Below are 18,993 nucleotides of genomic sequence, written 5' to 3' on the forward strand. Positions count from 1 at the left end.
CAAAAGAATTATAAACGCATTAAAATAAATGAAAACAATAAATAAAAATAACAAAATAAATCCGCTTTCAGAAAATAATATATTTATTTCATGAAAGTAGAACTATTAAGAAAGACAAAAGTTCAAAATATTTATGTATATATATTTATAATATTTAAAATATACTGGATACCTCGAAAAGTTACCCATAACGAACCCTTCGCAATTTAACCAAAACCCGCAGTTTGCATTGCAAGCCACTGGTTTGGTTGTATGCATTGCCCAGCCAGAACGATGGCGCAAAAGGGGGATATCATGACATCAAAATGGGTAACGGCGGTGTTTTTCGGGGCTGCGCTGACGGTTGCTGGTACGGCGCAGGCGGACGACCTCGTCTTTTCGCTGAAGAACGGAACGAACTCCGTTCTCAATGCCTTCTACACCTCGCCGGTCGGCGTCGATGACTGGGAAGACGACGTTTTCGGAAAGAAGGCGCTTGGTCCGGGCGAAACGATGGAGATCACCATCGCCGATGGCCGCCGCGTGTGCAAATACGATATGCGTTTCGAATTCCAGGGCGATGAGCTGGAAGACCTTGAGGATACGCAGAACCTGTGCGAACTCGGCGAATATACCATCACCGAGTAAGAATCCGGCAATAACGGCCCTGCCCGATCATGGCGGGGCCTGCACCAACAAGCGGCCTTCAAAAAAATCAGCCGCTCAGGCAACGCCGGTTTTGCAACAGAGCTACTAAAACGACGAAATATCAGCGCGGCAGCGCCACCCGCTCCGCAAAGCGGTCTTAATCATGCCTATGATTGGCGTGATGAGATTGATCGTCAACATATTGCTTTTCGTCCTCGGCGCAGTCGGAAGCGGCGTATGTGCGTTTCTATTGTCGGGGACGCTTGCCGATTCCGGATTTCTCGGTTCCTGCTTCGAGGGAAGCTGTGCCTATGCGGCGCTTTTCATGGTGCTGCCCGTCACATGGTTCGTGCTTTTTGCGCTTTATGTCATGGCATTGCTGGTCTGGAGACGAAAACCTTTCCGGAACGGAAGGCTCTGAAATAGGTAAGACGGCACCGTCGCTACCGGACGTTCGTTGACAGCCATCGAGACTTGCCGTTAACGTCCCGCCTGCTGGGGGATTCGCTGCCATTGATATACGGGCCTGCCCGATATCATAGGCCTCTGAATGTGCATGTTTCCGATTTGAGCGTCGCTTGACGACGGGCATGGCGGAAAACAGGGAGACCAAACGATGCGGGCCGCAATTAATTCTCCATCGCTTTCTATCGATACCATGGACTATCAGGCCGAGTGCCAGTTCGCGCTGGAGCCTTCCATTCAAGGGCTGATCGAAAAAGCGGAAGACGCAGGCTGGAACCGCCAGCAGGCCGCGCTTGCCATCGTCGCGCTCGCCAGTGAACATCTGAGTGACCTGCTTCCCGGCCTAACCGTACCGGATCAACGCCCCCTGTCCTGATAGCCTCCCGCCCGCCGGAGCTGATCAGCACCCGGCATGATTGCCAAAGCATCCCGAAAATCGATTGAGCTGGCCGGAGTATCCCCCGTCGCGCCCGCAAGGGCGTTCGATGCTCCGTCGCAAGCGCGAGGGGAGAAAACGCTCCAGGCGAAGCCGTCCCCCTCAGCGTAGCCCGTAGTATCCCCGTCACAGGCCATCTCCAGGGCATTTCAGCTGCCCCTTGAGTATCGCTGCCACAGTGTTGACATAAGCGACCAATAATGAGAACATAAAGTGAACATTATGGAGGTCAGCGATGAACGCAGCAGACGCAACCATAGAAAATGCCCTGTCCGTAGTCGCCCGCTCCCGCGATATGCGCGAGCGCGCGCTCGAGAGACGACGGGAATTGCAGCGGCGAACGGAAGTCATCATCGCCCGGCCGCTCTACGTGCTGAAAAAGAACGAAGGCCCGAAGCAATTGTCGCTGAAACTCGACAGCTAGATGGCGAAAAACAAATCCCGTGCGGATTACCTCACACACGGGATTTTCAGAATGAAGCGATCATTATCTTCTCTTATTGCATGCGTTTCATTGCGGCTTCGGGTTCGCCAGTCGTCGCAACCGTTGCCGCCGGAAGGCGATCGGTCTTTTTCAGTATCACGATGGGCTTGTCCACCGGATCCGTCGGCGGAACGATGCTTGCAGTTTTGAATTCACGGTCGACAGCAGGAACGGAAGCGTTGATCTTTTCATGACCTGCGCACTCCGCCAACGCTGCACTGGCGGAAAAACCAAGTACAGCGGCGATAATGAGAACTGATTTCATGTCATTCTCCCTTCGCTTTCGTGGCGATCTCCCAATGTAAGGGGAGACGGTCCGGATTGAAAATCAAACTTTAGAGACATCTAAAGCTCTCTGTCATTGCGGCAGTCGTCATCGGTGGGCCATGGGGCAATGGGTCAGGCGTGTCGCTTTTATTTTTTCCGCAGATCCAGCGGATTTTGGCAAAGCGGCCTGCGGAATATCATCGCCACATAACTTCCCTTCAGGGAAATGAGGCTAGGCTTGTAAGTCGTGGCCTGTGCCGCGTTTGCGGCCTTTATCGTTCGTCCATCTGGAGAATTATGCTGCATGGCACGCCTCCTTCCATGAGCGATAACGAAAAAACACCGTTCTTGTTCCGCAGCGGCGAAACGGCGGACAATTGAAAAGATAAGGCACCGCCGCGTGCTTCGTCTCCACGCCGGGGAGAAGGTGGCACGAATAGTCGGATGAAGGGGAAGCCTCGCCGCATAACTCCGGCCTTGCCGCCTCATCCCGCTCCCGCTGAGAAGAGCGCTCCCAAACCAAACCATGACCCAAGGCTTGAAATTTTGCCCGAAACCGCTATATGGCTTTGCGAGAGGACGACCTCGGCCATTATGGCGACAGCATGCGGGACGGCCCGGTCACATACCGGAGAATAAATTGCGTTCCCTGCCTGATCGTATCCGCCACGCTCTCAGCTTCGAAATCATCGGCCTTCTGCTGGTCGTGCCGCTGGGTGCATTCGTATTTCACATGCCGATGGAAGATATCGGCATTGTCGGCCTCGTCAGCGCCACGCTCGCCACCGCCTGGAACTATCTTTACAATCTCGGCTTCGACCATGCCATGCAGCGCCTGAAAGGCACGACGCTGAAGACGCCTGCTATCCGCGTAGCGCATGCCCTGCTGTTCGAACTGGGCCTGCTGATCGTGCTGATGCCCTTCATCGCCTGGTATCTCAGCATCAGCCTTGCCCAGGCGCTGGTGATGGATATCTCGTTTGCGCTGTTCTACGTGGTCTATGCCTTCGTCTTCAACTGGGGCTACGACCGGCTTTTCCCGCTGCCGGAATGGCAGTCGCAGGACGCCGTCTGATCGACGGCGGCACCGGCGTGTGCGTCAGCGTAGCGAAGCCGTGAAAAAGCGGATGACTTCGCTGTTCAGTCGACGATGAAACGCCGCCCGGTCAAAGCCCGGAATATCGCCGCATATCTCGGCCAGGGCTTTTTCCATCTCGGCGGGGCAAGGTGTTATGAACGAAAAATGCCCTGCCCCTTTCACCGTCTGATAGTCCGGTTTTGCCGGCAGGTCGTCGCGCAGCCCTAAAACATCCTCCGGCGCCACACCGTCGCCGCCGCGCTCCGAACTCCAGAGCTGAACGGGGATTTTGATATCTCGCAGATCGGCCCGCCCCGGAAAGGCGTTGAGGGGGTCTGCAACAACCACAGCCTTCACCCGCGCATCGTAGACCCGGTCCTCAGGCGAAGCAGGCCTTTCCAGCATCTGAGCACACACCGCCGCCTGCCCATCAGGGCACGGCAATCCGGCATTTGGAAAATCCGGAACGCCGCCGGCAAGCACCAGCGCCGTATAACCGCCGCGCGAAAATCCGAACACCCCGATCCTTCCGGCATCGATAAAACGGGCATCGTTCCAGTTCGCCAGCATATGGTCAAGCAGGCGGACGATATCGGCCGGTCGTTCGGTCAGCGCGGAAAGATCGCCTGCCCGCTTCATGTCAATGGCGTTATCGCCGGGATGATTGATCGCCGCGACGATGAAACCGGCATCCGCCAGCGCCGCCGCAGTATCCCGATGGCTGAAATACGTACCGCCGAAACCGTGGGAGATGATGACGAGCGGATATTGCCCATCGACAACAGGGCAATCACGCACCGCTTGCAGAACGAAGGGACCGATGCGGATCTCCACCGGAGTTGCCGCGCAGGGCGACCACACCGCCGCCCTCATTGAAGGCTTGCCGCCTGCCGGGGGAATCTCGATCAACCGAAGACCGGCCGCCAGAGCGGCGCCTGTTCCGCACATGGCGGAGACAAGGGAAAGGCAAAGAAATACCAGAAATCGCATGACGGACCCGCGGATCGGAAACATTGAATGCAAGGCCGTCACCAACAGGCCTCACCCGCAACATAGAGCAATCTCTTGTAGCGGAAATGACCGTCGTCAGGACTTAGAGCGACTTCAGCGTCCAGGCCACGATTTCGCGGGTGGCGGCGGCGAAGGCTTGGTCCAGCGCTTTGACGAAATTGGCATTTCCGGAACCGCTGACGCGTGCGCTGGCGCGGAATACTTCCTGCGCCTTTACCGTGCCGTTGCGATCGTTCAAGAGCTTCACCGAAATCTCGATATCGGCGGTGTTTTTTGCCGTATCGATTTCGAAGGTGCGAATATCGCTGACCACCTGGTAATCGATCGCCAGTCCCTGCCCCGGCCGGCCGACTCCACCGAGCTTGCCGGTATCCTCGAAGGCTTGCACCAGCTTGGATTGCACCATGCGCGGCAAGCGGTCGCTCCATTGCGAATTGCCGAGATATTGCACTTCCGAGCCGGAAAGGCGCACCACGATGTTTTCGCTATCAAGCGCTTTCAGCGCCGTCGGATCGGCGATCAGCAATTGCCGGCCTTTGAGCGACGGCCCCTGCGTCACAGTCGCCGAAGAGACGGAAAGGTCGAACGTATCGTTCGATGGGGTTCCCGCACAGCCCGCCATCGCAACCGCAAGCAGCGGAGCCAGAAGCAGGGCACGGCGCTTATGGCCGTTCATCAATCGTGTCATTGGCCCATACCCCTTTTAGCGCCTTGTTCTGCCGTCATATTGTTTCACGGTTTCGCCGCCGAAAATCAACCGCTGCGGATCGCGGTCGATATTGGTGATCGCATTGTTGAGATTGTCGACCGTCTGCCGCGTGCTGCCGATGAGCGCCTGGAAATCCTTCAGGCCCGAACTGGAGAAGCGCGTCAGATTTTCGGCAATCGGCCCGATTCGGGCATTGAGATTGTCGGCCACGGCCTTGAACGAGGTCAAAGTCTCGCGCGCCTTTGCAAACAGCGAATTGGCATCGTCGGTTCCAAGCATGCCATCCACCTTGGCAAGAATGCCATCGACACGGCTTGAGGCAAGGTTCAGCTTGCGGCCCATGTCGGTGAAATCGGAGACGGCCTGGTCGATATCGGCCCGGCGTGCGCCGACATCGTCGGCAATTCGCTTGAAGTTCGCCACGGCATCGCGCGCATCGGCAGTCGCTGCGGAAACATCACCCACCACGGTGCTGACCTTTGCGGGATCGACCGACGCCAAAAGCTCATCCGCGCGCTTCACCACCGTCTGCACTTCCGTGCTTGCCGCCTCGAAGTTGCGCGCCGTGCTCTGCACCGTTTCCATGATGCCCTGAATATCGCTGGAAGCGGAAGCGACGTCCTTCGTCACCTTGTCGACATTAGACAGGATGGAATCGATCTTGCCGGCATCCACCGCCTTCACCAGATCTTCGATAGCGGTCAGCGTGCCGTCCAGGCGCACCGAGACCGATTGAACGGTGGTGGAAAGCGAACTGAGGCTGGCGATGAAACTCTTGATACCGTCGGAATTGGCGGCCAGCGCATCGGAGAACTTCTCGGCGTTACGCACCGTCTGCGTCAGCGGCCCGCGGGCATCCTGCACGAAACCCTGCAATTCGCCGATAGCGCCATCGGCGCGTTTCAGAATCTTGTCGGCGGTGGCAAGAAGGTTCGTAACGCTGGAAAGATCGGCCGTCAGCTCGGCGGGAACGCCGCTTTCCACCGATTTCTGAAGGATGCGCTCACCATCCTTGTTGCCGCCGGAAAGCTCGATATAGGCAGCGCCCGTCAGGCCCTGAATTTCAAGCACCGCGCGGGTGGACGGGAAAACCGGCGCGTCCGCCTGCACTTCGGTAAAGGCGATGGAATAGGCCGGATCGTCACGGTCGATCGCAAGACCGCGCACCGTGCCGACAGGAATGCCGTTGAAGCGCACCGGAGAGCCAACGGAAAGGCCGTTTGCCGAGCCGGGAATACGCACCACGAGTTGCGCCGTCGGTCCACCCCGGCCGAATTCCGCCATCCAGTAAACGAAGCCGAATGCGGCGGCGATCACGATCAGCGTGAAAATTCCGACTATGGTGTAGTTCGCCTTGGTTTCCATGCTTCTTGTTACTCCACCGGATTTTCGTGTCTGTCGTCCGGAAGAACGACAGAGCGCGCCCGTTTGCCACGGAAATAGGACTGCACCCAGGGGTCGTCACAGGCAAACATGTCCTGCAAGGTCCCTTCCACCAGCACCTTCTTCTGCCCGAGCACCGCAATGCGGTCGCAGACGGAGAACAGGCTGTCGAGGTCGTGCGTCACCATATACACGGTCAAACCGAGCGAATCGCGCAAGCGCGCGATCAGCATATCAAATTCCGCCGCCCCGATGGGATCGAGGCCGGATGTCGGCTCATCGAGGAAGACAAGGTCGGGATCGAGCGACAGCGCGCGCGCAAGCGCCGCACGCTTGATCATGCCGCCGGAAAGCTCCGACGGGTATTTGTCGCCCGCATCGGGCTTCAGGCCCACCATCTCGATCTTGAGATAGGCAAGCTCGTCCATCAGCTTTTTCGGCAGGTCCAGATATTCCCGCATCGGCAGCTGGATGTTTTCCTTCACCGTCAGGCCGGAAAACAGCGCCCCCTGCTGGAACAGCACGCCGAGCCGCTGGTCGAGCATCATGCGGTCGTCTTCGCTGGCCTTGTCGTAGTCGGTACCGAGAATGCGGATTGCGCCCGCCTGACGTGGCAGAAGCCTCAAGATCGCACGCATCAGGACGGATTTACCCGCGCCGGATGGGCCGATGAAGCCAAGGATTTCACCGCGATAAACGTCCAGATCGAGATTCTCAAGCACGTTCCTGCCGTTGAAACCGACAGTCACGCCCTCGACGGAAAGAACCGTCTCACGGCCGTCCTTTGCAGTTTTTGTCTCTTGCGGCTTCTGGTCCAAAGTTTCCAACGCGCCCTCCTTAAAAATCGATGGCTGCGTAGAAGATGGCAAAAAGGCCATCCACCAGAATGACGACGAAGATCGATTTGACCACCGACGACGTGACGTGTTTGCCGAGCGATTCCGCCGAACCGCCAACTTTCATACCCTCAACCGCCGCAACGATGCCGATGATCAGCGCCATGAACGGTGCCTTGATCATGCCGGCTGCTATGGTCGATTCCTCGACCGCGCCGTGCAGACGCGACAGGAACACTTCGAAGGTGATGCCGGAATAGAGAAGCGTGACGATGGCGGCGCCGAAAAGTGCGGCGAAATTGGCAAGGATGGTCAGAAGCGGCAGTGCGATTGTCAGCGCCACGAGACGGGGAAACACCAGCACGCCGACAGGGTTGAGACCAATCACCTTCAGCGCGTCGATTTCCTCGCGCATCTTCATCGAGCCGATTTCCGCCGTGATCGCACTGCCGGAGCGACCGGCGATCATGATCGCGGTCAGAAGCACGCCGATTTCACGCAATTGCAGAATGCCGACGAGATCGACGACGAAAACTTCCGCGCCGAAATAACGCAGCTGGAAGGCGCCCTGCTGGGCGATGATGGCGCCGATCAAAAACGACATCAGCATGATGATCGGCACGGCGCGCACGCCCATATGGTCAATCTGGTTGACGATGGCCGCCGGCGATACGCCGCGTCCGCGCCCGAGCTTCATCTGCGCGCCGCGCACGGCGGAACCGAGAATATACATGCCCGCGAGGAAATCCGCGCCATTCTGGACGACAGCCTGGCCGATCGGCGCGAAAATGCGTTCGGCAAGTCCCACCTTGGCGGCAGGCTCGCCCTCCATCGCCGCTTTATCCGGCAATTGGCCGATCAGATCCTCGATTCGCTCGTTGCCGGTAAGCGTGACGGTAACGCCCTTCGCTTCCATATCTTCGCGCAATCGCCGGATGACCCAGGCGCCGGTTGTGTCGATTGCCTCCACCGTGGAAAGATCGATCTCCACCGGACCGGCAGGCCCGCTTTTCTCGATGTTTTCGAGGCTTGCAAAAATGCCGGAAAGATTGCTGTTGCGCCAGGAACCGGTCAAGGCATACCGCTGGCCGCCGCCGGAGACGGCGCCGTCTTCGGTGATTGCGGCCGGGTTCGCCTGTTGCCGTATATCCTGTTCTTGCATAATGCTCCGAGCGAGTGCAGCCGTCACGAGATTCTTAAAGGTTTCATAACGGTTTGGCCTTCGGCAAGCCACAGTGACAGCCGACAATTCGCGATAAATTTGGCGTCATGTGTCTTTTAACGCCTGTTAGGAAGTGAAAAAACATGCCCCGTTACCTTCAAGCCACAACAGAACGTTTCACCGTTGCTGGCAGCTTCACTATTTCACGCGGCACCCGGACGCATGCGGATGTCGTAACGTGCACCATCCGCGATGGTTCCTTTACCGGCATTGGCGAATGTGTGCCCTATCCGCGTTATGGCGAAAGCATCGAAGGCGTTATCGCCGATATCGAAGCAATGGCTGAGCAGATTGCCGGCGGCCTGACACGGCAGGAATTGCAGCAGGTGATGAAACCCGGCGCCGCCCGCAACGCAGTGGATTGCGCACTATGGGACCTCGAAGCCAAGATGAGTGGCAAAAGTGCTGCCGAACATAGTCTCGGACACGCGGCAAAACCGCTCGTTACCGCCTATACCATCTCGCTTGCCGACCCCGAGACCATGGCGGCGAAAACGGCGGAAAACGCTGGCCGCCCGCTGCTGAAGATCAAGACCGGAACGGCGGATGACGAGGCGCGCCTGCGGGCCGTGCGCACCGCAGCACCTGACGCGCGTATCATCATCGACGCCAATGAGGGCTGGAACGACGATAATATCGAATATTATCTGAAACTTGCAGCGGAACTGAACATCGCGCTCATCGAACAGCCGCTTCCCGCCGGCAAGGACGCCATCCTGGCCCGCATCGACCACCCGGTCCCCATCTGCGCCGATGAAAGCGTGCATTCCACCAGGGACCTCGCCGACCTGCGCGACCGTTACGATGCGATCAACATCAAGCTGGACAAGACTGGCGGTCTCACGGAAGCACTTGTCATGAAGGCAGAGGCGGAGCGGCTAGGCTTCATCATCATGGTCGGCTGCATGCTCGGCACCTCGCTCGGCATGGCCCCCGCCGTTCTGGCCGCCCAGGGAGCCGCCTTCTCCGATCTCGACGGCCCGCTTATTCTCAAGCAGGATCGGCAGCCGGGCCTCGTTTACGAGGGTTCGCTGGTTTATCCGCCGCAGCCGGAGTTGTGGGGATAAGAGCCGTCGTTCGGGTTTCGTGTGAAAGCACTACGCCGAACATCGCAATAATCTTTGCAGTATCACGTAAACTGTATGACCAACCTTGCCTCACACTCGACGTCATCCTCGGGCTTGTCCCGAGGATCTATACACGTCGCGCGAAATCAATCGGTTGCAGATCCTTGGGACAAGCCCAAGGATGACGACAGAGAGCTGAACCATCCCGCGCTTAGGGATCGCCCTGCCTGTTGAACCAACCCCAATCAGGCCGCGTGCTTGCCAATCAGCCCCGGAATATCAACCGGTTCCATCTCATCCGATGTGCGTTCAGGGACATCGCTTGTCTGCATCCAGGTGATCAGCTCGAAAGTGCCATCGGCATTTTCGGCAATCGCCGTGCAGCTCTCCACCCAGTCGCCGGTGTTGATGTAGCGGATGCCATCCATGTCTTCCATCACCGCATGGTGAATGTGGCCACAGATAACGCCTTCGACATTGTTGCGGCGCGCCTCGTCGGCGACCACACGCTGGAATTCGCCGATGAAGTTGACGGCGTGTTTGACCTGCAGCTTCGCCCAGGCAGAAAACGACCAGTAAGGCAGGCCGATGCGGCGGCGCACCGCAGCAATGGCGATGTTGATTGCAATCGCCGCGTCATAGGCCCAGTCGCCGAGATAGGCGAGAAGGCGGGCGTTGCGCACCACCACGTCGAACTCGTCGCCATGGATGACCAGATACTTCTTGCCGTCGCCCGCCTCGTGGATCATGCGCTCGGCCACTTCAATGCCGCCGAAATGCATGCCCGGGAACTCGCGCAGGAACTCATCGTGGTTGCCGGGAATATAAACGATGCGTGTTCCCTTGCGGGCCTTGCGCAACAGCTTCTGCACCACGTCGTTGCAGCCCTGCGGCCAGTACCAGCTGCGGCGCAGGCGCCAGCCGTCGATGATGTCACCGACCAGGATGATCGTATCGGCCTCGTGATGTTTCAGGAAGTCGAGCAAAAAATCCGTCTTGGCCGCCTTGGAACCGAGATGGACATCCGAAATGAAAAGCGTTCTGAACTGTCTGGTTTCAATTTGACCGGCCACGGATTTAATCCCCTTGTTCGGTTGCGTCCCTGCGGCTTTCTTCCCTCTCAGAACCAGACTCGTGTTGCAGCAACATGACAATGGCCGGTTTTTATATGGAATATGACTGATGGCATCACGAAAACGCGAATAAGCCATGCCCGCATTTGCATGAGGGGGCGGCAAATAACGGCTGTACCATGGGAAAGTTTGTTGTATTCAGAGGGCCGGAATTGAACCAGACATGACGGTGGAAGACATGACCTCTCACGATAAGAACAACACGCCCGCCAACACGGCAAAGGCCGACATCGAGGAACAGGCGCTCTTTTTCCACCGCTACCCGCGCCCCGGCAAGCTGGAAATCCAGGCTACCAAGCCCCTTGGCAACCAGCGCGATCTGGCGCTTGCCTACTCGCCGGGTGTCGCCGCCCCCTGCCTCGCCATCCATGAAAATCCGGAAATGGCAGCGGAATATACCGCCCGCGCCAATCTCGTTGCAGTGATTTCCAACGGTACGGCAGTGCTTGGCCTTGGCAATATCGGCCCGCTTGCGTCCAAGCCTGTTATGGAGGGCAAGGCCGTCCTCTTCAAGAAATTCGCCGGCATCGACGTTTTCGATATCGAGATCGATGCGCCCGGCATAAACGACATGGTCTCCACCATCGCAGCGCTGGAACCCACCTTCGGCGGCATCAACCTTGAAGACATCAAGGCGCCCGAATGTTTCGAGGTGGAGCGCCAGCTGCGCGAGAAGATGAACATCCCCGTCTTCCACGACGACCAGCACGGCACGGCGATCATCGTCGCCGCCGCCGTCACCAACGCGCTGGAACTGGCCGGAAAATCGCTTTCGAGCGTCAAGATCGTTGCCTCCGGCGCCGGTGCGGCGGCCCTCGCCTGCCTCAACCTGCTTGTCGCCATGGGCGCGAACAAGGACAACATCTGGGTCCACGATATCGAGGGTCTCGTCTATGAGGGCCGTAACACGCTGATGGACGAGTGGAAGGAAGTCTACGCGCAGAAGACCGACAAGCGGGTTCTGGCCGACTCCATCGACGGCGCCGATGTCTTCCTCGGCCTTTCGGCGGCAGGCGTGCTGAAGCCGGAACTTTTGGAGCGCATGGCGGAAAATCCGCTGATCCTGGCACTTGCCAACCCCAATCCGGAAATCATGCCGGAAGTGGCCCGTGCTGCCCGCCCGGATGCGATGATCTGCACCGGCCGTTCGGATTTCCCGAACCAGGTCAACAACGTGCTGTGCTTCCCCTATATCTTCCGCGGCGCGCTGGATTGCGGCGCAACCACGATCAACGAGGAAATGAAGATGGCCGCCGTGCAGGCCATCGCCGAGCTTGCCCGCGAGGAAGTCTCGGAAGTCGCCGCCAAGGCCTATAGCGGCGAAACGCCGATCTTCGGCCCGAACTACCTCATTCCCTCGCCTTTCGATCCGCGTCTCATCCTGCGCATCGCACCGGCCGTTGCCCGTGCTGCCGCCGCAAGCGGTGTCGCCGCCCGGCCGATCAGCGATTTCGAAGCCTATCTCGACCAGTTGAACCGCTTCGTCTGGCGCTCCGGCTTCATCATGAAACCGGTCTTCAACGCCGCCAAGGTCGCCGAAAAGAAGCGCATTATCTTCGCTGAAGGCGAAGACGAGCGCGTGCTGCGCGCCGCCCAGGTGCTTCTGGAAGAAGGCACCGGCATCCCGATCCTCATCGGCCGCCCGCAGATCATCGAAACGCGCCTGAAGCGCTTCGGCCTGCGTATCCGCCCGAATACCGATTTTGCCGTGGTCAATCCGGAAGACGATCCGCGTTACCGCGATTACGTCGATGATTATTTCGCCCTCGTCGGCCGCGCCGGCATCAACCCGGAGGCGGCCCGCACCATCGTGCGCACCAACTCCACGGTCATCGGCGCGCTGTCGGTGAAGCGTGGTGAGGCGGATGCGCTGATCTGCGGTCTGGAAGGCCGTTACGACCGGCACCTGCGCGACGTGAACCAGATCATCGGCAAGCAGGAGAGCGTTCGCTCGTTCGCAGGCCTCAGCCTGCTCATCACCCAGCAGGGCGCGCTGTTCCTTACCGACACCTTCGTCAACAACGATCCGACCTCCGAAGAAGTGGCTGAAATGGCCATTCTCGCGGCAAAGGAAATCCGCCGCTTCGGCATCACGCCGAAGATCGCGCTCGCCAGCCACTCCAATTTCGGCTCGCGCGATTCGGAAAGCGCCCGCAAGATGCGCCGCGCCCTGAAGATCGTGCAGGCAGCGGCACCCGAACTGGAAGTGGACGGCGAAATGCAGGGCGGCTCGGCACTTTCGGAAGCGCTGCGCAAGCGCGCCATGCCCAACAGCGTGCTGACCGGCGAAGCGAACCTGCTGGTCTTCCCGAACCTCGATGCCGCAAACATCACGCTCGGCGTCACCCGCACGCTGACGGAGGGCCTGCATGTCGGCCCCATCCTGCTTGGCACGGCACTTCCCGCCCACATCCTGTCGCCCAGCGTCACCTCCCGCGGCGTTGTCAACATGGCGGCCTTTGCCGTCGTGCAGGCATCGCACCCTTCGGTGTGATGAAGGCGCATTAACGCAGTTTTGAACATGCTGTTGCCGCATTGCGGCAACAGCTTATGTTATCTTCCTGAAACACGGATTTCCCGAAGCATAACACCCTCGCCACCGGCCGGGGACATCGAACGGATCGCACCATTGACCCGGCGCCGCAGCATTATCGGCCTCCTGCTTCCCCTTGTTTTCATCGCCCCGGCCGCTGCTTTCGCGGATCAGGTCTGCGATACGCTTTATGCGCAGCTGCGCGAACCGCCGCGTGTCATCGGCAACACCGCCGAGGTACGGCGTTACGCCAATGCGCTCACCCGCCAGAACATCGAGATCCGCAGGATCAGGAACGATCTGCGCCGTTACGGCTGTTCATCCGCAAGCGTCACCGTTTATGGCAGCCCGAATGCCGAACTCTGCGCGGAGATCAGCGACGCGATGGCGGATGCGCAGAGCGAACGCGATGCCATCATCCGTGATCGCGACGATGCCATGGCTGCCCAGGGCAGCGATGATGGCGACATCAGACGCCAGCGCATTCTCGCCGCCCTTGACGCCAATGGCTGCAGCGCCATTCCGGAAACGGAAGCGCGCCAGCCGACGGCCCCCGATGTGACACGTTATCCCGACGCCTTCGACCAACAGGGCAATCCGCCGGGACAGGCAGGGCTTTCGCCCTACCCCAATGCCGCTGCGGAAGGCGGGCTCCGGACGCTGTGCGTGCGCACCTGCGACGGCTCGTTTTTCCCCATCGCTTCCAATGCCTCGCCGCTCGATTTCCGTGCGCAGGCCGAACAATGCCAGAAAATGTGTCCGGGTACGCAGACGGAGCTTTATTTCCACTCCATGACGGAGCAGGAAACGGCTGACATGGTCTCGGCTGAAACGGGAAAGCCCTACAAGGACCTGCCGACCGCCTTTGCCTATCGAAATGCATCAACCAAAGCCCCAGGCTGCGCCTGCAACATGGCCGCCTATCACGAGGAGATGAAGCAGCAGGAGGCTGCGCGGCCGGAAGCTGAGAAACCCTATTCCAGCATCACGACCATTCCATCACCGCAAGGTGACACCCCTCAGAAACCCACCGAACTGCAGCAGGCCGCAAAACCGCCGGAACAACCGGTTCCGGAACGCGACTATGACCCGAACAACAGCAAGGTCCGCGTCATCGGCCCTAAATTCCTGCCCGACCAGACAGGCCGGATCGACCTGAAAAACCCGGCGCTGAAGGGCATTCAGCCGCAGCAATAGCTCCTATCAAGCACCCGGTATGGAGTTGGCAACGCTCTGTCTCACTCACAAGACGGTCGCGTCTTCTCTTTACCGCCCACCCCAGCGATTGCGAAACACCAGTTCCTCCAGCGGCACGCGCTGGCGCCAACCCTTCACCGCCAGTTCCGGCTCGGTATAAAGTGTATCGACGCGGCCGAGGCATAGCCAGGCGACGATCTCGATATGGTGGGGGATTTCCAGAATGGTGCGAATGTCGCTGTCGTGGAAAATGCTGACCCAGCCGACGCCGATGCCTTCGGCGCGCGCTGCAAGCCAGAGGTTCTGGATGGCGCAGACGGTGGAATAGACATCGGTGCGCGGATTGTGGGTACGGCCCAGCACCACCTTGCCGCCACGCGTCGGATCGCAGGTGACGCAGATGCTGAGCGGCGCCTTGCGGATGCCCTCAAGCTTGAGGCTGCGGTAAAGCGCCTGCTGCTCCCCCTCGAACATCGCCGCCGCCTCGCCATTGGCGCGGCTGAAGGCAACCCAGGCTGCCTGCCTGACCGCACCGTCAGTGACGAGCGTGAAATTCCACGGCTGCATGAAACCGACCGAGGGCGCGGAATGCGCCGCCTTCAGCAGGCGCTCGACCACATCTTCCGGCAATGGATCCGGAAGGAACTGATCACGCACATCACGGCGGGTTTCGATCGCACGGTAGATCGCCTCTCGCTCCCCCTCGGAAAACGGGTAGGCGGGCGAAAGCGCGTGATCAAATGCATTGCCGTCGAGCAAACTGGTCGCGAGTGGATCGGTCGGCATCGTCTATCCCCAACAATGCTGGCGCGCTGCCACGAAAACCGGCTCCGGTTTTCGCCTGCACAACGCGCTGCTGCAACAACCCGCCGCCGTCCACGCGGTCTGGTCTATCCTGTCAGGCCGGTCTTCTGACTCGGCTTCATCCGCCCGCTTTCGCCTTCCCGAATGGATTCAGTGGCATCTAGAAAAAGGGCATCCGCCTCACAGCGCTGGGCACGTTCCGGTCTTGCACCGGATTCCCGATTCTCCCGCCGTAAAAGGCGGGCACCTGACGAAGACGCTTATGAGCAACAAAGCTTGCAAATACAAGTATCTTGCGCAGTGATGCGGCAATGTGACCGTGGCCACCTCACCTGCGTTATTGCGGCCTTGAGCCGGAATTCCAACCAGCTCAGCTCTTTCGGCTGAAAAGCGGCCTTTCGCCGCGCAGACGCGCGCCGGCTGAAGCACCCCTACCGCATCACCAAACGGGAAAATACCGCACATAAGCGAACTCATCCCCGTCAGGTGACCAGTTGGGCGAATTCATCGTTCCCTGCCCGCCGAAAAGGTCAAACAGCGTTTCGGCATTGCCGCCATCCATATCCATCAGCCGCACGCGCACGTTGAGGTCGCGCGGATGGTCGAAGACATCGGCGTCATAAGAGACGAAGACGACCTTGTCACCGTTGGGGGACGGATGCGGGAACCAGTCGCCGTAGGCGCTGTCAGTGATACGCTCGACGGCCGAGCCATCCACCCGCACGCGCCAGATCTGCATCTGGCCGGTGCGGCTGGAGTTGAAATAGATCCATTCTCCATCCGGCGAATAATCCGGCCCGTCATTGCGGCCCTCACCACGGGTAAGGCGTGTCTCAACGCCGCTGTCTATGTCCATGGAATAGATATCGAAAACCTGATCGCGAATGCCGCAATAGGCGAAACCTTTCCCGTTCGGCGACCAGCCGTGCCAGTAGGACGGAAGGTTCTTCGTCATCAGCCGCGGCGTTCCGCCCGTCGATGGCAGCAAATAGATGGCGCTCTTGCCGAACTCCACCTTGTCGGAAATGGCATAAAGCGAACCGTCAGGCGAAATGCCGTGGTCGTTGTTGCAGATTGTCGCAAAGCCGGTATCGACCTTTTCCGGCGAAGGGTCGCCGGCAAGTGACAGGCGGTAAAGCAGGCCATCGCAGTTCAGAAGCAGATATTTCCCGTCCGGCGACCAGTTCGGCGCCTCGAACAGCTCCGGCGTCTGCCAGACCACCCGCATCTGCCGGGTGCGGATGTTGAAGATTTCGATGGAACTGCGCATGCTGCCTCCCGGGCCTGTCGATCGTCTGGCGTGGAGCGTTGAATGGCACAAACATTCCGTTTGCATCCACCACCGCCGTGATTATGATCCTATTGCCGCAGGCACCGCCCTGCAAATTCAAATAGGAAAAAACAGCAGCGTTCCGGCACCGCCCGCACCCCTGCCAGTTTCTCCCAGATCCGAGGTTCCGCGATGAATACCATCGCCGATCACGGCATCCGCTTCGGTCGGATCGCCGCAATGCTTCCTGTCAAGAATATCGAAAAGGCCCATGACTTTTATGTCCGTGTGCTGGGCTTCGAAAAGACCTTTGAAAACGGCAACCCTGTCGGTTTCATGATCCTGAAACAAGGTAATGCCGAGTTGCACCTGACATTGCAGTCAACGCACAAACCGGCCCCTTTCAATGTGGCGCATATGCTGGTCAGCGACGTCGACGCGCTGCACGCGCTTTGCAAAAGCCACGGTCTTCGCATCATCAAAAGTCTTCAGGACAAGGATTATGGCCTGCGGGCCTTCGTTTTCGAAGACCCGGATGGCAACCGCATCGATGTGGGGCAGGTTATTTAACGAGATAGGGAAACGGCGCGGCGTGTCCGCGCCGTTGGAGGGAAATGATGTGTCTTCGACATCGATATATGGCGAAGTCGCAACATCCGCACTCCGTCACCCCGAACTAAACCCGGGGTCCAGCAAGCTCCCTCCACGCCCTCCTTCGACTACCTGTCCCTGAACCGGTTGGTAATCGGATAACGGCGATCGCGGCCGAAGTTCTTCTTGGTGATCTTCACCCCGGGCGCGGATTGGCGGCGTTTGTATTCGGCGAGATAGAGCAGATGCTCGATCCGGTGCACCGTCGCGATATCATGGCCACGCACGAGGATTTCCTCGACCGACATTTCCTTTTCCACCAGGCACTCCAGAATATCGTCCAGCACCGGATAGGGCGGCAGTGAATCCTGGTCTGTCTGGTTGGGGCGCAATTCGGCGGATGGCGCCTTGGAGATGATATTGGCGGGGATCACCTCGCCGGACGGCCCGAGCGCGCCCGGCGGCACATGGGAATTGCGCCAGCTGGAGATGGCGTAGACCTGCATCTTGTAGAGGTCCTTGATGGGATTGAAACCGCCATTCATGTCGCCATAAAGCGTCGCATACCCCACCGACATTTCCGACTTGTTGCCTGTTGTCACCACCATCGAGCCGAACTTGTTGGAAACAGCCATGAGAATGGTGCCGCGTGTACGGCTCTGCAGGTTTTCTTCGGTAATGCCTTCTTCCGTACCTTCGAACATTTCCGAAAGCGCCGACAGGAACCCATCCACCGGTTCGGCGATCTGCACGATATCGTAACGGCAGCCGAGCGCTCTGGCGCAATCGGCTGCGTCCTTCAGCGAATCCTCGGAGGTGTAACGATAGGGCAGCATGATGCAGCGCACCCGCTCTTCGCCCAGCGCATCAACAGCAAGCGCAGCGCAGATCGCCGAATCGATACCGCCTGAAAGGCCGAGAACCACGCTCTTGAAGCCGTTCTTGTTGACGTAATCGCGAAAGCCCAGCATGCAGGCCCGGTAATCCGCCTCCTCGCCTTCAGGGATTTTCGAGAAGGGACCGCTCTCGCAGCGCCAGCCTTCTTCGGTGCGTTTCCAGTCGGTGACGGCAAGGGTCGCCTCGAACTGGCTCATCTGGAAGGCAAGGGTCTTGTCGGCATTGAAACCGAAGCTCGCGCCGTCGAAAACCAGCTCGTCCTGCCCGCCAAGCTGATTGGCGAAGACCAGCGGCAAGCCGCTTTCGATCACCTGTTTCAGCGCCACCTGATGGCGCACATCCAGCTTGCCGCGATAATAGGGCGAACCATTCGGCACCAGCAGGATTTCCGCCCCGCTTTCGGCAAGCGTTTCGCACACACCCATATCGTTCCAGATTTCCTCGCAGATCGGAATGCCGATCCTGACACCGCGGAAATTATAGGGACCGGAGATCGAACCTTCGGCGAAAACGCGCTTTTCATCGAACTCGCCGTAATTCGGCAGGTCGATCTTGTCACGCAGCGCGATGATCTTGCCGCCATCCAGAAGCGCAACCGAATTGTGCCGGCCCGTTTCGCCCTGACGCGGAAAACCGATGACGACGCCCGGCCCGCCATCGGCGGTCTCCGCCGCCAGTTCTTCCACGGCCTTCAGGCACGCTTTCAGAAAAGCCGGCTTCAATACCAGGTCTTCCGGCGGATAGCCGGATATGAACAGCTCGGTCAGAAGCAGGAGATCGGCACCCTGCGTCGCCGCATCGGCCCGTGCTTCGCGCGCCCTGGCGAGATTGCCCGCCACGTCGCCAACAGTCGGATTGAACTGCCCGACGGCAATTCGAAGATGGTTTTTGATGTCGTGTCTGTCGCTCATGGCTTTTCAATACCGCGCCCGTGCCCGCTCCGCAACGCGGCAATTGCATGCCGCACCACCTTGATGGGGTGA

The 18,993-nt window shown here is 59.0% G+C and carries 19 protein-coding genes and 1 riboswitch; of the genes, 9 read left to right on the forward strand and 10 right to left on the reverse strand.

Features of this window, described 5'->3' with window-relative positions:
- Positions 1-294: 294 nt before the first annotated feature.
- The 4 genes from CRP02_RS19455 (at position 295) to CRP02_RS19475 (ending at position 1,952) form a co-directional block, all read left to right on the forward strand.
- Entirely contained in the window at positions 295-627 is a 333-nt protein-coding gene (locus CRP02_RS19455) for a hypothetical protein (RefSeq protein WP_097103317.1), read from the forward strand.
- Between the two features lie 169 nt (positions 628-796).
- Positions 797-1,048: a hypothetical protein gene (locus CRP02_RS19460; protein ID WP_097102715.1), complete on the forward strand. Its 252-nt coding sequence runs from the start codon at positions 797-799 to the stop codon at positions 1,046-1,048.
- 195 nt (positions 1,049-1,243) lie between these two features.
- On the forward strand, positions 1,244-1,468 hold the full coding sequence (locus CRP02_RS19465) for a hypothetical protein (RefSeq protein WP_003515467.1): 225 nt from the start codon (positions 1,244-1,246) through the stop codon (positions 1,466-1,468).
- 295 nt (positions 1,469-1,763) lie between these two features.
- Positions 1,764-1,952 (forward strand): hypothetical protein, encoded by a 189-nt coding sequence (locus CRP02_RS19475; protein ID WP_003515469.1) that lies wholly within the window; start codon positions 1,764-1,766, stop codon positions 1,950-1,952.
- Between the two features lie 73 nt (positions 1,953-2,025).
- On the opposite strand, the gene CRP02_RS19480 is transcribed toward CRP02_RS19475, so the two are convergent.
- A complete protein-coding gene (locus tag CRP02_RS19480) occupies positions 2,026-2,277 on the reverse strand; it encodes a hypothetical protein (RefSeq protein WP_097172051.1) in 252 nt (83 codons plus the stop codon).
- Positions 2,278-2,919: 642 nt separating this feature from the next.
- Here CRP02_RS19480 and CRP02_RS19490 point away from each other — a divergent pair.
- Positions 2,920-3,354: a PACE efflux transporter gene (locus CRP02_RS19490; protein WP_013636234.1), complete on the forward strand. Its 435-nt coding sequence runs from the start codon at positions 2,920-2,922 to the stop codon at positions 3,352-3,354.
- Positions 3,355-3,378: 24 nt separating this feature from the next.
- On the opposite strand, the gene CRP02_RS19495 is transcribed toward CRP02_RS19490, so the two are convergent.
- The 5 genes from CRP02_RS19495 to CRP02_RS19515 all read right to left on the reverse strand — a co-directional run bounded on the left by CRP02_RS19495 (position 3,379) and on the right by CRP02_RS19515 (position 8,458).
- Positions 3,379-4,347, reverse strand: coding sequence for an alpha/beta hydrolase family protein (locus CRP02_RS19495; protein ID WP_097172851.1), 969 nt, complete (start codon positions 4,345-4,347; stop codon positions 3,379-3,381).
- A gap of 103 nt (positions 4,348-4,450) precedes the next feature.
- Complete coding sequence (locus CRP02_RS19500; protein WP_019566194.1) at positions 4,451-5,056, reverse strand: ABC-type transport auxiliary lipoprotein family protein; 606 nt, start codon at positions 5,054-5,056, stop codon at positions 4,451-4,453.
- A 15-nt stretch (positions 5,057-5,071) separates the two neighbouring features.
- Positions 5,072-6,442: an MCE family protein gene (locus CRP02_RS19505; RefSeq protein ID WP_097172052.1), complete on the reverse strand. Its 1,371-nt coding sequence runs from the start codon at positions 6,440-6,442 to the stop codon at positions 5,072-5,074.
- Positions 6,443-6,450: 8 nt separating this feature from the next.
- The gene (locus CRP02_RS19510; protein ID WP_003515481.1) at positions 6,451-7,287 is read right to left on the reverse strand and encodes an ABC transporter ATP-binding protein; all 837 of its coding nucleotides are present in this window, start codon (positions 7,285-7,287) and stop codon (positions 6,451-6,453) included.
- A 10-nt stretch (positions 7,288-7,297) separates the two neighbouring features.
- Entirely contained in the window at positions 7,298-8,458 is a 1,161-nt protein-coding gene (locus CRP02_RS19515) for an ABC transporter permease (protein WP_097172053.1), read from the reverse strand.
- 143 nt (positions 8,459-8,601) lie between these two features.
- On the opposite strand from CRP02_RS19515, the gene dgcA reads away from it, so the two are divergent.
- Positions 8,602-9,585, forward strand: a complete 984-nt coding sequence (gene dgcA / locus CRP02_RS19520; protein ID WP_097172054.1) for an N-acetyl-D-Glu racemase DgcA — start codon at positions 8,602-8,604, stop codon at positions 9,583-9,585.
- 245 nt (positions 9,586-9,830) lie between these two features.
- On the opposite strand, the gene CRP02_RS19525 is transcribed toward dgcA, so the two are convergent.
- Entirely contained in the window at positions 9,831-10,667 is an 837-nt protein-coding gene (locus CRP02_RS19525; RefSeq protein WP_179784162.1) for a UDP-2,3-diacylglucosamine diphosphatase, read from the reverse strand.
- A 229-nt stretch (positions 10,668-10,896) separates the two neighbouring features.
- On the opposite strand from CRP02_RS19525, the gene CRP02_RS19530 reads away from it, so the two are divergent.
- Together CRP02_RS19530 and CRP02_RS19535 are read left to right on the forward strand one after the other, a co-directional pair.
- Positions 10,897-13,212, forward strand: a complete 2,316-nt coding sequence (locus CRP02_RS19530) for an NADP-dependent malic enzyme (protein ID WP_097172852.1) — start codon at positions 10,897-10,899, stop codon at positions 13,210-13,212.
- Between the two features lie 135 nt (positions 13,213-13,347).
- On the forward strand, positions 13,348-14,448 hold the full coding sequence (locus CRP02_RS19535; protein WP_179784075.1) for a DUF2865 domain-containing protein: 1,101 nt from the start codon (positions 13,348-13,350) through the stop codon (positions 14,446-14,448).
- Positions 14,449-14,517: 69 nt separating this feature from the next.
- On the opposite strand, the gene bluB is transcribed toward CRP02_RS19535, so the two are convergent.
- Together bluB and CRP02_RS19545 are read right to left on the reverse strand one after the other, a co-directional pair.
- Positions 14,518-15,234 carry a 5,6-dimethylbenzimidazole synthase gene (gene bluB, locus CRP02_RS19540; RefSeq protein ID WP_097172056.1) on the reverse strand — a complete coding sequence of 239 codons (717 nt, stop codon included), beginning with the start codon at positions 15,232-15,234 and terminating at the stop codon, positions 14,518-14,520.
- A gap of 97 nt (positions 15,235-15,331) precedes the next feature.
- Positions 15,332-15,518: riboswitch (cobalamin riboswitch) on the reverse strand.
- A gap of 173 nt (positions 15,519-15,691) precedes the next feature.
- Positions 15,692-16,522, reverse strand: a complete 831-nt coding sequence (locus tag CRP02_RS19545; protein WP_097172057.1) for a TolB family protein — start codon at positions 16,520-16,522, stop codon at positions 15,692-15,694.
- A 192-nt stretch (positions 16,523-16,714) separates the two neighbouring features.
- Here CRP02_RS19545 and CRP02_RS19550 point away from each other — a divergent pair, with 192 nt between their 5' ends.
- Positions 16,715-17,092, forward strand: a complete 378-nt coding sequence (locus CRP02_RS19550) for a glyoxalase superfamily protein (protein WP_097172058.1) — start codon at positions 16,715-16,717, stop codon at positions 17,090-17,092.
- Between the two features lie 149 nt (positions 17,093-17,241).
- Here the strand turns inward: CRP02_RS19550 and CRP02_RS19555 are convergent, their stop codons facing one another.
- Positions 17,242-18,921, reverse strand: coding sequence for an NAD+ synthase (locus tag CRP02_RS19555; protein ID WP_097172059.1), 1,680 nt, complete (start codon positions 18,919-18,921; stop codon positions 17,242-17,244).
- Positions 18,922-18,993 lie beyond the last annotated feature (72 nt).

This window comes from Rhizobium sp. AN5, from assembly GCF_900215255.1.
In the GTDB taxonomy this organism is placed as follows: domain Bacteria; phylum Pseudomonadota; class Alphaproteobacteria; order Rhizobiales; family Rhizobiaceae; genus Agrobacterium; species Agrobacterium tumefaciens.

Bases quoted from the DNA above. Each gene is read 5' to 3' on its own strand.
- CRP02_RS19455 (WP_097103317.1), top strand. From the start codon at position 295: ATGACATCAAAATGGGTAACGGCGGTGTTTTTCGGGGCTGCGCTGACG.
- CRP02_RS19460 (WP_097102715.1), top strand. From the start codon at position 797: ATGATTGGCGTGATGAGATTGATCGTCAACATATTGCTTTTCGTCCTC.
- CRP02_RS19465 (WP_003515467.1), top strand. From the start codon at position 1,244: ATGCGGGCCGCAATTAATTCTCCATCGCTTTCTATCGATACCATGGAC.
- CRP02_RS19475 (WP_003515469.1), top strand. From the start codon at position 1,764: ATGAACGCAGCAGACGCAACCATAGAAAATGCCCTGTCCGTAGTCGCC.
- CRP02_RS19480 (WP_097172051.1), bottom strand. From the start codon at position 2,277: ATGAAATCAGTTCTCATTATCGCCGCTGTACTTGGTTTTTCCGCCAGT.
- CRP02_RS19495 (WP_097172851.1), bottom strand. From the start codon at position 4,347: ATGCGATTTCTGGTATTTCTTTGCCTTTCCCTTGTCTCCGCCATGTGC.
- CRP02_RS19500 (WP_019566194.1), bottom strand. From the start codon at position 5,056: ATGACACGATTGATGAACGGCCATAAGCGCCGTGCCCTGCTTCTGGCT.
- CRP02_RS19505 (WP_097172052.1), bottom strand. From the start codon at position 6,442: ATGGAAACCAAGGCGAACTACACCATAGTCGGAATTTTCACGCTGATC.
- CRP02_RS19515 (WP_097172053.1), bottom strand. From the start codon at position 8,458: ATGCAAGAACAGGATATACGGCAACAGGCGAACCCGGCCGCAATCACC.
- dgcA (WP_097172054.1), top strand. From the start codon at position 8,602: ATGCCCCGTTACCTTCAAGCCACAACAGAACGTTTCACCGTTGCTGGC.
- CRP02_RS19530 (WP_097172852.1), top strand. From the start codon at position 10,897: ATGACCTCTCACGATAAGAACAACACGCCCGCCAACACGGCAAAGGCC.
- bluB (WP_097172056.1), bottom strand. From the start codon at position 15,234: ATGCCGACCGATCCACTCGCGACCAGTTTGCTCGACGGCAATGCATTT.
- CRP02_RS19545 (WP_097172057.1), bottom strand. From the start codon at position 16,522: ATGCGCAGTTCCATCGAAATCTTCAACATCCGCACCCGGCAGATGCGG.
- CRP02_RS19550 (WP_097172058.1), top strand. From the start codon at position 16,715: ATGAATACCATCGCCGATCACGGCATCCGCTTCGGTCGGATCGCCGCA.
- CRP02_RS19555 (WP_097172059.1), bottom strand. From the start codon at position 18,921: ATGAGCGACAGACACGACATCAAAAACCATCTTCGAATTGCCGTCGGG.